A 14195-nucleotide genomic window follows, 5' to 3' on the forward strand; every position below is an offset into this window, starting at 1 on the left:
AATCCCATGGCCGCGGTCGGCAAACTGGCGCGGCAGTTCGCCCAGGGCGATCGCGATAGCTTGCGCAGCGCCCTGGTCGATGCCCTGCGTGACAATCTCGATGAAGGGCGCCAGTCCGCCCGGGAAATCCTGGCGCGCACCCGCAACGGCCTGTCCTGCGCCAAGCGGCTGTCAGGTGTGATGGACAGCGTGGTCGCCAGCCTGCATGCGGCAGCGACGCGGCACTTCTACCCGGTCGACAATCCCTCCGCCGGCGAGCGCATCGCCGTCGTTGCGGTCGGCGGCTATGGCCGCGGCACGCTGGCGCCGGGCTCCGACGTCGACCTGCTCTTCCTCTTCCCCGACAAGCAGACGGCCTGGGGCGAGAGCGTGGTCGAGGCGATGCTCTACCCGCTCTGGGACCTGAAGCTGAAGGTTGGGCACTCCGTACGCTCGGTCGACGACTGCATCCGCGAGGGTCGGGCCGACATGACGATCCGGACCGCGCTGCTGGAGGCGCGGCTGATCTGCGGCGACGCGGCGCTGTTCGCCGATCTCGTCAAGCGTTACGGCGCCGAGATCGCCGAGGGCACCGCGCCCGCCTTCACCGAGGCCAAGCTCGCCGAGCGCGAGACCCGCGTCGCCCGCGCCGGCTCGTCGCGCTATCTGGTCGAGCCCAATGTCAAGGACGGCAAGGGCGGCCTGCGCGATCTCAACACGCTGTTCTGGATCGCGAAATACTCCTACCGCGTCGACGATTCCGCCGAGCTGGTCGAGGCGGGACTCTTCGACGCACGCGAATTCGCGATGTTCCAGCGCTCGGAGGAGTTCCTCTGGCGGGTACGCTGCTGGATGCATTTCATCACCGGCCGGGCCGAGGAGCGGCTCTCCTTCGACCTGCAGCGCCAGATCGCCGCCGCCATCGGCTATGCCGGCCGCAGCGGCCAGGCGCCGGTCGAGCGCTTCATGAAGGCCTACTTCCTGATCGCCAAGGATGTCGGCGACCTCACTGCGATCGTCTGCGCCGCGCTGGAGGCGCGCCAGCAGAAGCCGCGCGCCAGCCTGACCAGCCTGATCGGCACCTTCACCAAGCGCCGGCGGGTGCGCGCGCTCGGCCATCCCGATTTCACTTTGCGAGGCCAGCGCCTCGCCGTCATCGACGACGAGGCCTTCAAGCGCGACCCGGTCAATCTTCTCAGGCTCTACGAGATCGCCAGCCGCGACGATCTCGCGATCCACCCGGACACCAGCCGGCTGGTGACGCAGTCGCTCCGGCTGGTCACTCCGCAATTGCGGCAGGACCGCGAGGCCAACCGCATCTTCTTGGAGATCCTGACGGCGCGGCGCTCGCCGGAAGCGGTTCTGCGGCGGATGAACGAATCGGGGCTGCTCGGCCGTTTCATTCCGGATTTCGGCCGCATCGTCGCGATGATGCAGTTCAACATGTATCATCACTATACGGTCGACGAGCATCTGCTGCGCTCGATCGGCATCCTCGCCGAGATCGACGCCGGCAAGCTCGAAGCCGAGCATCCCCTGGCGAACTCGATCTTCGCGACGATCACCAACCGGCGCGCCCTCTATGTCGCACTGTTCCTGCACGACATCGCCAAGGGCCGGCCGGAGGACCACTCGGTCGCCGGCGCCCGCATCGCCCGCAAGCTCTGTCCGCGGCTCGGCCTGACCGACGCCCAGACCGAAACGGTTGTCTGGTTGATCGAGAACCATCTGGTAATGTCGACCGTGGCCCAGAGCCGCGACCTCGGCGACCCAAAGACGATCGAGAGCTTCGCGGCAATCGTGCAGACGCTGGAGCGGCTGAAGCTCTTGCTGGTGCTGACCGTCGCCGACATCAAGGCGGTCGGCCCCGGAGTCTGGAATGGCTGGAAGGGCCAGCTCCTGCGCACGCTCTATTACGAGACCGAGGTGGTGCTCGCCGGCGGCCATTCCGGCATCGAGCGCAAGGCCAGGGTCGAACGCAAGCAGCAGGCGCTGGAGGCCCGCCTCGCCGACTGGACGGAAGAGGAGCGCGCCGCCTATCTCGCCCGGCACTATCCGGCTTACTGGCTCAAGGTCGAGCCCGAGCGGCAGGAGCAGCATGCCCGCTTCCTGCGGGAGGCGGAGATCGCTGGCCGGACCACTGCGACCAAGGTCGAGACTGACCAGTTCCGCGGCGTGACGGAACTGACCGTGCTGGCTCCGGACCATCCCCGCCTGCTCGCCATCGTCACCGGCGCCTGCGCCGCGGCCGGCGGCAACATCGTCGACGCGCAGATCTTCACCACCACCGACGGGCTGGTGCTCGACACGATCTTCGTCTCCCGCGCCTTCGAACGAGACGACGACGAACTGCGCCGGGCCGAGCGGATCGCGGCTGCGATCGAGCGCGCGCTCAAGGGCGAGATCAAGATCGCCGACCTCGTCGCCCAGCGCCGCGCGCCGCCGCCACGCGGCGGAACCTTCCAGGTCGCGCCCGAGGTCATCATCGACAACGTCCTGTCGTCGCGGCACACGGTGCTGGAGGTTTCGGGCCTCGACCGGCCCGGCCTGCTCTACGATCTCACCACCGCGATCGGTAAGCTCAACCTCAACATCGCCTCGGCCCATATTGCGACCTTCGGCGAGAAGGCGGTCGACGTCTTCTACGTCACCGACCTCACCGGGGCGAAGATCACCTCGACCGGGCGGCAGCTCGTAATCCGCCAGGCGCTGCTCGCCGTGTTCGCCCTGGAGCTCGACAAGCAGGCCTCCGGCAAGGCCAAGACCATGGCCCGCGCTTGATTTCGCCCGGCCGAAGCCCGATATCGGCTGCGAAGCCGGTGTGCCCCCGAGGTTACGCCGCAACGATGCATGACGATCAACGATTGGGATGATGGAATGACGCAGAACCCTGCGAAGGACGATCCGAAGCCGGAAACCGAGAATCAGGACGCGGCCGAGACGAAGACGAGCGATACGCAGACGCCCGATCCGCTCGCCACGGCCGAAGCCGAGCGCGACGACTTCAAGGACAAGCTGCTGCGCACCCTCGCCGAGATGGAGAACCTGCGCCGGCGCACCGAGCGCGAGATCGCCGACGCCAAGGCCTATGCGGTGACCAGCTTCGCCCGCGACCTGCTCGGCTCGGCCGACAACCTGCGCCGCGCGCTCGAAAGCGTCCCGGAGACGGCCCGCACTGCCGCTGACAGCACGCTGTCGGCCGTGGTCGAAGGCGTCGAATTGACCGAGCGCGAGCTGCTGAAGACGCTCGAGCGCCATGGCGTGCGCAAGATCGACCCGCAAGGCGAGAAGTTCGACCCGAACCTGCACCAGGCGATGTTTGAGGCGCCCGATGCCGCGATCGCCAAGGGCCTCGTCTCGAAGGTGGTGCAGACCGGCTACAAGATCGGCGAGCGCGTGCTGCGCCCGGCTCTGGTCGGCGTCTCGGCCGGCGCGCCCAAGCCTGCGGCAAACGGCTCGGACAGCCCGGCCGCGGATGCTGGCGACAAGCCGGCGAACTGACAGGTGCTCGAAGCTGCGGGCGTCGTCGTCTTCGCCCTGACCGGGGCGCTGGTCGCCGCCCGCAAGCGGATGGACCCGTTCGGCTTCATCCTGCTCGCGATCGTCACCGGCGTCGGTGGCGGCACCTTGCGTGATCTCCTGCTCGACCGGCGTGTCTTCTGGATCGAGGCACCGTCCGACGTGATGCTGTGCACGGCCGTCGCCGTGGCGGCCTGGGCGATCGCCTATGCCAAGCCCGGCATGCTTGATGGCTGGGGCGCCAAGCGCCTGCTGATCTGGGCCGATGCCGCCGGGCTTGCACTCTTCGCCGTCGTCGGGGCCCAAAAGGGCCTCGCAGCGGGCGTTCCGATCGCCTCCGCCATCGCCTTCGGTGCGATGACCGCGACCTTCGGCGGCATCATCCGCGATCTCCTCGCCGGCGACCGGCCGATGGTGCTGTGGAGTCGCGACTTCTACGTCACCGCCGCGGCGGCCGGTGCTGGCGCGACGGTCGGCCTCGCACAGATGGGCTTCGCCCCGATGCTCGTCATGCTCGGCGGAATTGCCGCCGGCTTCGGCCTGCGCGCCGGCTCGATCCTATTCGGCTGGTCGTTCCCGAGCCTGCCGGGCGACGACGCGCCAACGCCCTCAGCCTAACGGCTTCGTCACCCGCCTCAGGGTCAGGTTGATCCGGCCGGCCTGCGGCAGCAGGCTCGACGAGCCCGCGAGGATGCGGTCGATGCCGTGAAAAGCGAGCCGCGCCTCGCCGCCGAAGGCGAGCGCATCGCCCGAGGCCAGCTTCAGCGAAACCGTCTTGCCGCCGCGGCTGGTGCCGCCGATGCGGAAGACGGCGGTGTCGCCGAGCGAGAGCGACAGCACCGGCGCGTCGAAATCCTGCTCGTCGCGATCCTGATGCAGGCCCATCTTCGCGGTCGGCTCGTAGAAATTGACCAGGCAGGCCTCTGGCAGATGCGGGTAGCCCGCGAGTTCCTCCCAGGCGCGCAGCAGCCGGTCCGGGATCGGGGGCCAGGTCGCGCCGGTCTCGGGATGCAATGGCTGGTAGCGGTAGCCGCGCTCATCCGAGACCCAGCCGAGCGAGCCGCAATTGGTCATTCTGACCGAGAATGGTTTTCCGGTCTTCGGCATGCGCGGCACGTAGAACGGCGCCTGCCGCGCCGCCTCGCGCAAGTCGGCGACCAGCGCCGCCTGCTCGGCCGGATCGAGATAACCCGGCCAATGCGTCACGCCCGGCGCAACGACGAGGGCGGTCATCCCGGCACTCAGATTTTATCGAGGCCGAGCACGTCGGCCATCGAATAGAGCCCGGGCTTGCGGCCGCGCCCCCAGAGCGCAGCCTTGACCGCGCCCTGTGCGAACAGGCTGCGATCCTCGGCGACATGGGCGAACTCGAGCCGCTCGCCGGCCCCGGCGAAGATCACCTTGTGGTCGCCGATGACGGTGCCGCCGCGCAACGCTGCAAAACCGATCGTGCCGGGCTGGCGGGCGCCGACCTGACCATCGCGCGCCGCGACGCGAGACTCGGCGAGATCGACGGCACGCCCCTGCGCCGCCGCTTCGCCGAGCAGGACGGCGGTGCCCGAAGGCGCGTCGACCTTCATGCGATGGTGCATCTCGACGATCTCGATGTCCCAGTCGGTGCCGAGCGTCGCCGCGACCTTGCGCACCAGCGCCGCCAGCAGGTTGACGCCGAGGCTCATATTGCCGGAGCGGATGATCGCGGCATGGCGCGAGGCCGCCTCCAGCTTCGCCAGATGCTGCGGCTCCATGCCGGTGGTGCCAGCGACATGGACGATGCGGGCCTGGGCGGCGAGGCCGGCGAAGGCGACACTGGCCTCGGGTGTGGTGAAATCGAGCACGCCCTCTGCTTCGACGAAAGCGGCGAGCGCGTCGTCGCTGACTTTGACGCCACTGGCGGGCAGACCGGCCAGCACCGCGGCATCCTGGCCGAGCGCGGGCGAACCCGGACGCTCGATAGCAGCCGAGAGCACACAGCCTTGCGTGTCATGGATCGCTTTGACCAGCGTGCGGCCCATCCGGCCGGCAGCGCCGACGACGACGAGACGCATGTCGCTCATGGTGATCGCTCCAGTCAGTATCCAGACCGGCGCAAGCCGGGCAGCGCATGCCTATAAGCCGCTTCGCTTCACGCTGAAACGAAAAACGGCCGGGCAAAGCCCGGCCGCGCAGATTTCGGGTGCCGCTACCGGCTTAGTCGACCGGCTGGATCGCCGCGACCTTCCACTCGCCGCCGCGCGAGCGCGTGAAGGTCCAGTGCTCGGTGACCTCGCGCGGGATCGTGGCATGGCCCTCGACGACCTTGCCGCCATTGCGCTCGACCATGGCGGTGAGCAGGCTGAAGCGCATCGCGACGGTGGCGTAGTCATAGCCGTCCTCGCGCCAGGACTCGGCGAGGTCGCCCTGCAGCAGCTTGACCTCGGCAGCGCGCTCGACCAGCCCCTTGCGGGCGTTCTCGGCGAACTCCTCCTCCAGCGCACCGGAGATCTCCGGCGTCGTGATCTGGCGCAGGCGCACGACGTTCTCATCGGAGATCGCGGCCTGCACCTCGGAGAGCAGGCGCTCGAAGTTGCCGTAGTCGGCGCCAACGAGCTCGAACTCGACCGGCTTGGCGGCAGCAGCCGCGGCAGCGCCGCCGCCGAGACCACCCATCGCCGGAGCCGCCGGCTGCGGCTCATAGGCCTGGCGGCCGAGCGGCCCACCGGCGCTGGCGAGCTGCGGCTCGCTGCGGCGGCGGAAGAAGCGCAGCGCCAGCCAGATCAGGCCACCGATCAGCGCGACCTGGAAGAGCATGCCGAGCATGCCGGCAAGACCGCCGAAGCCGGCGCCCGAGAGCAGGCCGAACAGGCCGGCGCCGAGCAGGCCGCCAGCGACGCCCATCATCAGGCTGCGCGCCATGGACGGGCGGGCCGCCTGCGCAGCAGCGCCTGCGGCCGGAGCCGCAGCCGACGGGCCTGCCTGCGTCTGGTTGCGCTGGAACGAAGAGCCGGGCGCAGTCGGCGTCGGCGCGACCTGCGACTGGGCGCGCGAGCCACGGCTGCCGAAGCTGCGGCCGCCCGGGGCGGCCTCGGCGATGATCGGCACCAGCAGGAGAGCGCCGGCGATAAGGGCGATTGCACGTCCACGACGGGCGAGCGAAATCAGTGACATGGTTCCTCCCGGAGCCGGGATCGGCTCACTGGACCCGAAATATGGTCGGGTCGTACGACTTTCGCAAGGAGGGGGTGGCCTGCAACCTTCGACGGAGGGCCAGGAGAACGTTGGGTTGCCGGCTTCACTATGCTATCGTTTCCGTCTCGTTACGCTGATCCAGCGAATGACGGGAGCGAGCCATGGTCCGATCCCCTCGGAGGCTACCGCGCTCTGGTGCCGCAGCGCTGCTGTTGTCGGCTCTTTCTGCGACGATTCTGCTACTATTTCCGCTTCCTGTCACAGCACAGGAGAAAGCCGTCGCCCTCGACCGGCCGCGCCTGGCGCAGGCGCCCGAGCCCCTTTGCTTCTGCTGGAGTGACGGAAAGAAGATCGCGGAAGGCAACATGGCCTGCATCCGCACCACCCTGGGCCGCCGCCTCGCCACCTGCGGCCGGGTCATCAACATGATGTCCTGGGAATTGACCGAGAACCCCTGCCCGGAAAGCTGAGCCGCCCCGCCGGGCCGTCACCCCTCTGACGAGCGCTCAAAGGAAAAGCGCCGCGGGGCCTCTCCCGCGACGCTTCCAATTGGCTTGTGGTCCTTCGACTTGAGACTGACTTCCTCGTCAGAACGCTCCGATCACGATCGCCAGAACCAGCGCAAATGCCGCACCCATGGCCAACCGGTCGAGACTTAGCGCGAGGTTCATGAGAACCCTCCTTTGTCATTGACCTGACATGGAAGCTAGCAGAAACGACGGCCTCCGCAAGTGCCTGCATGGCCGCAGCCGACGTCGCACCAGAGAAACGTTCTTAATCAGCGGTTAAATCATTGAACTGCTTTGTGGATAGTCCCGAACAAGACCTTCTCGACAGAAGCTTTTAGTATTTCCAAGTGCAGCATAAATCCTCAACGCCACAATCAAACCAAAGTTGTTGCAGCGCAATATTGTCCCACACGGAACGAGCGCCCAGGTCTCGCCGAGAAATCGTCATGCCGGCAGCAGGATCAGGCGCTCGAGCGCACGCGCCACGGCAATGACTTTCGCATCGTCACCGAAGCGTCCGACAAGCTGGAAGGAGACCGGCAGGCCTCGCGGACCGCGCATCAGCGGCACGGTCAGGCAAGGCGTGCCGAGCAGGGTCCAGAGCCGGTTGAACTTGGAATCACCGGTCGAGGCCAGGGTCTCCGGCGCCTCGCCCGGCGCGGCATAGGTCAGCACCAGGTCGACCTCATTGAGCCAGCGCTCGGCCGCATGCCGACCGCGCCGGGAGGTGGCGCGCGCCGCGTCGTATTCCTGCGGCGTCGTCGCGCGAGCCTCGTCGAGATAGGCGCGCAGCTTCGGCGGCAGCTCCTCGCGATGGTTGGCGTATTCCCAGGCGAGTGCCTGCGTCGCCTCCCAATTCTGCAGCGGGCCGTGGGCATGGAAGGTCTCGGCGAGCTCGATCGGCGTTGCGATGTCCATCACGGTCGCGCCGCCTTTACGGGCGAAATCGGCGATGCGCTGCAGCGCACCCTCGCAGGAGGGTTCCGGCTTATCGGTGAACTCCTGCCGGCAGAGGCCAAGTTTCAGCCCGTCCAGCGTGGCCTCGGGCGCATCGAGATCCGGGCGGCCGGTCAACGCCGCCAGGGCGAAGCCAAGATCGTCGGCGCTGGCCGCCATCAGGCCGAGCGTATCGAGCGACCAGGAGAAGGGCTTCACCCCGACCGTCGGCAGAAGTCCATAGGACGGCTTGATCGCGGCGACGCCGCAATAAGCGGCGGGGCGGATCACCGAGCCGCCGGTCTGGGTGCCGATGGCGAGCGGGATGAGGCTGGCAGCGACTGCCGCAGCCGAGCCGGCCGAAGAGCCACCGGGACTGGCCGATGGGTCATGCGGATTGCGGGTCGGGGCGGGATCGAGGAAGGCGAAGGCCGTTGTCTGGGTCTTGCCGGCGACGGTCGCGCCGGCCGCCTTCAGCGCCATCACGATCGGCGCATCCGCCTTGGGCCGGTGGCCGTCATAGATCGGCGAGCCCATGCCGGTCGGCAGATCGGCGGTGTCGATGATGTCCTTGATGCCGACGGCGATGCCGGCCAACGGCCCCTCGCCGGCCGGGAGACTCTCGGGGCGGGCCGCGAAGGCGCGCAGATCGGCGTCCCGCTCGTCGATTCGCCGCTCGCTGTCGGCGAGAGCGGCCTGGGCAGATATCTCGCCATTGGCGACGCGGCGAGCGATATCGCGAACCGAAAGCATGAGCTTGTCCCTGGAATGCCTGACCGAGCGGCCGATGCGGCCATGCTGGCACGAGGCCGACGCCGGAAGGAAGCCGGGAACGGGCTCTTGCAGACAGGGTATGCAGCCGGCGCGCCGCGACGGGGCGCGACTCAATAGGTCGCGCGTCCGCCCGAAAGATCGAAGATGCCGCCGGTCGAGAAGGAACAGTCGTCGCAGGAGAGCCAGAGTACCAGCCGCGCCACCTCCGGCACCTCGACGAAACGCCCCATCGGGATGCGCGACATGATGTCGGCTCGCCGCTCGGCCGAGATCTCCCTGGCCATCGCGGTCTCGGCGGCGGCCGGCGTCACCGCCGTGACGATGATGCCCTCCTTGGCCGTCTCCTTGGCGACGCTCTTGGTCAAGGCGATCAGCCCCGCCTTCGAGGCGGAATAGGCGGCGGCCAGCGCCATGCCCTCCTTGCCCTGGATCGAGGCGATGTTGACGACATGGCCGCGCAATGGATGGCCGTCCGGCGAGCGCCGCGGCTCCTGGCGCAGCATCCGGCCGACGACGGCGCGGGTGACCAGATAGGCGCCGAACAGGTTGACCTGCAGCACGCGCTGGAAATTCTCCGGCGTGGTCTCCCAGATCGGCTTCACTTCGCCGAGCACGCCGGCATTGTTGATCAGGATGTCGATGCGGCCATGGGCGGAGACAGCAGCATCGGCGGCAGCATCGACCGCGTTGACGTCGCGGATGTCGAGCTGGCGCTGGCTCGCCCGGCGCCCAAGATCGGCCACGGCCTGCGCCAGGCTGTTCGCATCCTGGTCCCAGAGCTCGACGCTGGCGCCGGCCTCGATCAGCGCCCGGGCGATGCCGCGGCCGAGCCCGCCTGCCCCCCCGGTGACGATCGCATGCCGGCCGGAGAGATCATGACGCACGCTCATCAGCCGGCGCTCCAGGCGGTCTTGGTCCGAGTGATCTGGTGGCGGTAGAGGCCGAGCGAGAACGGCCCCTCGCCGCCGAGCGCCTGCAGCGCCTCCGCCGCGAGCTGATCGCGCGCCAGCGCAGCGAATTCGGCCTCGTCGCCCCAGCCTTCGACCAGCAGCACCCAGCGCGGCACGGCATTGGCGACGCCGCGCGCCTTCTGCTCGGCGGTGGCGACACCGCTCGCTGCGCCATCCGCCGCCAGCAGGTGGACACCGGCGACGCCGCGGGTGGCGAGGAGATCCGGCACCAACCCGCGCAGCAGCGCCGCCTTATGGGCCGATGCGATGTTGTCAGGCACGTCGTAGCGCAGGGTCGCGATGAGCCCGCCCTGGGCCGGCCCGCTGGTATGGGCGACACGGCAGATGGCGCGCGACACGGACCGAAAATGCTTCACCGCCGAGAGCGTCCAAGGCGTCGGCGCGTTGACCCTCGCCGTATAGTCCTGCCCCTTCAACACCTCGACCGTCTGTGCCTCGTAGAGGTTGAAGAATTCGAGGTCGGCGTCGATCGCGACATAGCGGCGTCCGCGCAGGAAGCCGGGGATACCGACCCGCTCCGGCATGTGCTCCTCGCCATGCCAGGCATAGAACTCCGCCCTGCCCTCCGGCGCGATGTCGTGCCAGATCGCGACCGCCCCCTCACCTGCCAGGCTCATCGTTCTCTCCACCGACTCACTCTGCGGGCCGCGTTGACTCGGCCTCGCCCCATCTCTATACGAAAACGAAATCCAAATTGGAAATGATTTCCAATTCTAATCGAAACAGGGCGGGAACGGGTGACGATCGCGGCGGTCGAACGTGCATTCAAGCTGCTGGAAGCGCTGGCGGACGAGGCCGACGGCGCCGATCTCACCGTGCTCGCCGAGCGGCTCGACCTGCCGGTCAGCGCGACCCACAGGCTCCTGGCGAGCCTGGCCGAGCGCGGCTTCGTCACGCAGGATCCGCAATCGGGCGCCTATGGACTGACGCTGAAGCTGTCGCAGCTCGCCTTCCGCAATCTCGACCTGCGCGGCCTGCCCGATGCCGGCCAGATCGTGCTCGACGAACTCGCCCGCGCCACCCGCGAATATTGCCGCCTCGCCGTGGTCGAGGGCGAGAACCTGACCTGGATCGCCCGCGCCCAGGGCGCGACCGCCGGCCTGCGCTACGAACCCCCGATGGGGATGGGCATCGTCCTGCACGCCACCGCCACCGGCAAGGCCTGGCTCGCCTCGCTGCCGGAGCAGGAGGCGCTGCGCATCGTCTGTGCACGCGGCTTCGATGCCGACGGGCGCACCGGCCCGAACGCGCTCGGCGATGTCGACGCCCTGCGCCGGCATCTCGGCGAGACACGCCAGCGCGGCTTCGCACTTGCCATCGAGGAAGGGGAGATCGGCACCGTCGCGATGGCGACGACCTTCCGCGCCGGCCCCGATGCGGGCGCACCGATCGCCGGCACGCTCAGCGTCGCCGGGCCGTTGCCACGCATGCACGAGCCGCGGCGCGGCGAGATCGCGGCGGCGCTCGCCGCCGCCGCACGGGACATGGCGGCGATCTGGCCGCTCAGGCGGCGACAGATCGGCGCCGTCCCCACCGTTTCGACAGAGGCAGCGCTGCGCGCGCTGCCGACAGAGACATCAGCATGAGCAGCGACACCGCGACCACAGGGGCCACTCCTCAGACCGCCGGCAAGGCGGCCGCCTGGGCCTCGGCCATCGCCTGGCCACTGGCGAGCTTCGCCGTGCTTCTGGTCGCCTGGCAGCTCCTGGTGCCGATGGCGGGCATACCCGAATACATCCTGCCGGTACCGAGCGCCTTCTTCGAGCGGCTCTGGATCGACCGTGCCCTGATCTTCCAGCACACGCTGGTGACGGCCAACGAGATCGTGCTCGGCTTCCTGATGGCGGCGGTGATCTCGATCCCGCTCGGCTACACCATCGTCTCGGTGAAGCTCTTGGAGAAGGCGATCTATCCGCTGATCGTCTTCTTCCAGCTCGTGCCGAAGATCGCGATCGCGCCGCTCTTCGTCGTCTGGTTCGGCTTCGGCCTGTTCCCGAAGGTGCTGCTGACCTTCCTGCTCTGCTTCTTCCCGACGCTGGTCGCGAGCATGACGGGCTTTCGGGCGCTGGACGAGCGCGTGCTCTATCTGACGCGCTCGATGGGCGCCTCGGCCTGGCAGACCTTCCGCTATGTCCGGGTGCCGGCGGCGCTGACTTACATCTTCTCCGGCCTCAAGGTCTCGGCCGTGTTCGCGGCGACGGGCGCGATCGTCGGCGAGTTCGTCGGCGCCAATGCCGGCCTCGGCTACCTCTTGCTGCGCGGCACGAGCTTCCTCGACATGCCGCTGATCTTCGCCTGCCTGGTGGCGCTCAGCGTCGTCGGCATCCTGTTCAGCTATCTCGTCGACGGGCTCGAAGTGCTGCTGATGCCCTGGCAGCGCAAGGGCTGATCCGATCGCATCTCGCCGGAGCCAACCGGCAACACTGGGAGGAGACAAAGATGAAACGCAGGATCTTGCTGACGAGCGCCGCCATCCTCGCCCTGAGCAGCGGCATGGCCTTCGCCCAAGGCGCCAAGCCGATGAAGATCACGCTGAACTTCCTCGCCGCGGCGCCCAATGCCGGCTTCATGATGGCCAAGCAGATGGGCCTCTACGAGAAGGCCGGCATCAACCTGACGATCGAGGAAGGCAAGGGCTCGGGCACCACCGCGCAAATGGTCGCGACCGGGCAGACCGATGTCGGCTTCGCCGACGCGCCTGCCGCGATGCAGCTGCGCACCAAGGGCGCGCCGGTGAAGATCATCGCGCCGGTGCTGCAGACCAATGGCTTTGCCATCATCGCGCTGGAAGACAGCGGCATCGCCTCGCCCAAGGACCTCGTCGGCAAGAAGCTCGCGGTCCAGCCCGGCACGGCCCAGACGACGTTGCTCGACGCGATCCTCGCCAGCAACGGCATCGACAAGGGTAAGGTCGACGTCATCAACATCGACCCCGGCGCCTTCGTCGGCGCGCTCCTGGAGAAGAAGGTCGACGCCATCCTCGGCGGCGCCGACTTCCATTCGGTGCAGATCCGCGAGCGCGGCTTCAAGGTCCGCGACATCTTCTATCGCGATGTCGGCGTGCCGACGGTCGGCCTCTCGATCATCGCCCGTGACGACAAGATCAAGGCCGATGCCGAGCTCTACAAGAAGTTCATCGAGGCGAGCCTGCAGGGCTGGGACGCCGCCCGCAAGAACCCTGACGCAGCCGCCGACGCAGTCGTCGCGCAGTTTCCCTCGGTGAAGAAGGCGCAGGTGCTGGCGCAGTTCGACGTCGTCAACAAGCTGCTCTGCGCCCCCGGCGCCGCCTCGCTCGGCAAGGTGCCGGAGAAGAACTGGAGCGTGAGCTTCGACCTGCTGACGCAGTATCTCGGCCTGCCCAAGGACAAGCCGATCACCGACTACTACACGACCGAGCTGCTCCCGGCCTCCGCACCGGCCTGCTCGTAGTCGACGAGGACAGGGTATGACTGCAGCAGCCGCCTCTCCCGCCGCCTCCATCACCGGGCGCGGGATCGTCAAGAGCTTCGGCGGCTTCACTGCCGTCGACGATCTTACGCTCGACATCAGGAGCGGCGAATTCGTCAGCCTGATCGGCCCGTCCGGCTGCGGCAAGAGCACCTTCATGCTCATGGCGGCCGGGCTGATCCCGACCAGCGGCGGCGAACTGCTGGTCAACGGCAAGCCGTTGAGCGAGCCGCTGACCGATATCGGCATCGTCTTCCAGGATCATCTTCTGCTGGAATTCCGGACGGCGCTGGAGAACGTCATGCTGCAGGCCGAAATCCGCGGGCTGCCGCTCGCTCCGGCCAAGGAGCGGGCGCTCGAGCTCTTCGCCAAGCTCGGCATCAGCCATGCGGCCGATCGCTATCCGAAACAGCTCTCCGGCGGCATGCGCCAGCGCGTCTCGATCGCTCGCGCGCTGATCCACAACCCATCGGTGCTGATGATGGACGAGCCCTTCGGCGCGCTCGACGCGATCACCCGCACGCAGATCCGGCATGACCTCGAACTGCTCTGGCTGGAGACGGCCAAGACCGTCGTCTTCATCACCCATTCGATCGAGGAGGCGATCGGCCTCTCCGATCGGGTGCTGGTGATGTCGCCGACGCCAGGCCGGGTCGTCGACGAGATCAAGATCGAGCTGCCGCGGCCCCGCCCGGCGCATCTCGGCGACTATCCGAGCTTCAACGCCTATGCCGACCGCATCCATGATGCGTTCCGGCGGTTCGGGGTGATCAAGTACTAGTGGGCGTCATTCTCGGGCGAAGCGAAGCGCAGACCCGAGAATCTCGTAACGAGAAGGCGCTTTTCGGCGCCTCTTCCGGCCTGAGATGCTCGGGCCAAGCCCGAGCATGAC

General features: G+C 68.0%; 14 protein-coding genes. 8 read left to right on the forward strand and 6 right to left on the reverse strand.

Annotated elements, in window-relative coordinates; genetic code table 11:
• Positions 1–6 precede the first annotated feature (6 nt).
• The 3 genes from ASE66_RS03455 to ASE66_RS03465 all read left to right on the forward strand — a co-directional run bounded on the left by ASE66_RS03455 (position 7) and on the right by ASE66_RS03465 (position 4116).
• Positions 7–2760, forward strand: coding sequence for a [protein-PII] uridylyltransferase (locus tag ASE66_RS03455; protein WP_082613237.1), 2754 nt, complete (start codon positions 7–9; stop codon positions 2758–2760).
• 69 nt (positions 2761–2829) lie between these two features.
• Positions 2830–3480, forward strand: a complete 651-nt coding sequence (gene grpE, locus ASE66_RS03460) for a nucleotide exchange factor GrpE (protein WP_082613163.1) — start codon at positions 2830–2832, stop codon at positions 3478–3480.
• A 3-nt stretch (positions 3481–3483) separates the two neighbouring features.
• Complete coding sequence (locus tag ASE66_RS03465) at positions 3484–4116, forward strand: trimeric intracellular cation channel family protein (protein ID WP_057188144.1); 633 nt, start codon at positions 3484–3486, stop codon at positions 4114–4116.
• Here ASE66_RS03465 and ASE66_RS03470 read toward each other — a convergent pair.
• The 3 genes from ASE66_RS03470 to ASE66_RS03480 all read right to left on the reverse strand — a co-directional run bounded on the left by ASE66_RS03470 (position 4108) and on the right by ASE66_RS03480 (position 6645).
• Entirely contained in the window at positions 4108–4731 is a 624-nt protein-coding gene (locus ASE66_RS03470) for an alpha-ketoglutarate-dependent dioxygenase AlkB family protein (protein ID WP_057188145.1), read from the reverse strand. The two genes, ASE66_RS03465 and ASE66_RS03470, sit on opposite strands and share 9 nt — an antisense overlap.
• Before the next feature lie 8 nt (positions 4732–4739).
• On the reverse strand, positions 4740–5546 hold the full coding sequence (gene dapB / locus ASE66_RS03475; RefSeq protein WP_057188680.1) for a 4-hydroxy-tetrahydrodipicolinate reductase: 807 nt from the start codon (positions 5544–5546) through the stop codon (positions 4740–4742).
• Between the two features lie 142 nt (positions 5547–5688).
• Positions 5689–6645 (reverse strand): TIM44-like domain-containing protein, encoded by a 957-nt coding sequence (locus ASE66_RS03480; protein ID WP_057188146.1) that lies wholly within the window; start codon positions 6643–6645, stop codon positions 5689–5691.
• A 233-nt stretch (positions 6646–6878) separates the two neighbouring features.
• Here ASE66_RS03480 and ASE66_RS03485 point away from each other — a divergent pair, with 233 nt between their 5' ends.
• Complete coding sequence (locus ASE66_RS03485; RefSeq protein WP_162262436.1) at positions 6879–7136, forward strand: hypothetical protein; 258 nt, start codon at positions 6879–6881, stop codon at positions 7134–7136.
• A gap of 483 nt (positions 7137–7619) precedes the next feature.
• Here the strand turns inward: ASE66_RS03485 and ASE66_RS03490 are convergent, their stop codons facing one another.
• From ASE66_RS03490 to ASE66_RS03500, 3 genes are all read right to left on the reverse strand, one after another.
• On the reverse strand, positions 7620–8864 hold the full coding sequence (locus tag ASE66_RS03490; RefSeq protein ID WP_057188148.1) for an amidase: 1245 nt from the start codon (positions 8862–8864) through the stop codon (positions 7620–7622).
• A 131-nt stretch (positions 8865–8995) separates the two neighbouring features.
• Entirely contained in the window at positions 8996–9775 is a 780-nt protein-coding gene (locus ASE66_RS03495; protein WP_057188149.1) for an SDR family NAD(P)-dependent oxidoreductase, read from the reverse strand.
• Positions 9775–10473 (reverse strand): hypothetical protein, encoded by a 699-nt coding sequence (locus tag ASE66_RS03500; protein WP_057188150.1) that lies wholly within the window; start codon positions 10471–10473, stop codon positions 9775–9777. Before ASE66_RS03500 ends, ASE66_RS03495 begins: the two co-directional genes overlap by 1 nt.
• A 120-nt stretch (positions 10474–10593) precedes the next feature.
• On the opposite strand from ASE66_RS03500, the gene ASE66_RS03505 reads away from it, so the two are divergent.
• The 4 genes from ASE66_RS03505 to ASE66_RS03520 are packed head-to-tail and all read left to right on the forward strand — an operon-like array spanning position 10594 to position 14084.
• Positions 10594–11442, forward strand: coding sequence for an IclR family transcriptional regulator (locus ASE66_RS03505; RefSeq protein ID WP_057188151.1), 849 nt, complete (start codon positions 10594–10596; stop codon positions 11440–11442).
• The gene (locus tag ASE66_RS03510; protein ID WP_057188152.1) at positions 11439–12245 is read left to right on the forward strand and encodes an ABC transporter permease; all 807 of its coding nucleotides are present in this window, start codon (positions 11439–11441) and stop codon (positions 12243–12245) included. The genes ASE66_RS03505 and ASE66_RS03510 overlap by 4 nt, the downstream gene beginning before the upstream one ends.
• 50 nt (positions 12246–12295) lie before the next feature.
• Positions 12296–13285: an ABC transporter substrate-binding protein gene (locus ASE66_RS03515; protein WP_057188153.1), complete on the forward strand. Its 990-nt coding sequence runs from the start codon at positions 12296–12298 to the stop codon at positions 13283–13285.
• Between the two features lie 16 nt (positions 13286–13301).
• Entirely contained in the window at positions 13302–14084 is a 783-nt protein-coding gene (locus tag ASE66_RS03520) for an ABC transporter ATP-binding protein (protein WP_057188154.1), read from the forward strand.
• The last annotated feature ends 111 nt before the right edge of the window (positions 14085–14195 follow it).

The sequence above is a fragment of the Allobosea sp. Root483D1 genome, from assembly GCF_001429505.1.
Taxonomy (GTDB): Bacteria; Pseudomonadota; Alphaproteobacteria; order Rhizobiales; family Beijerinckiaceae; genus Allobosea.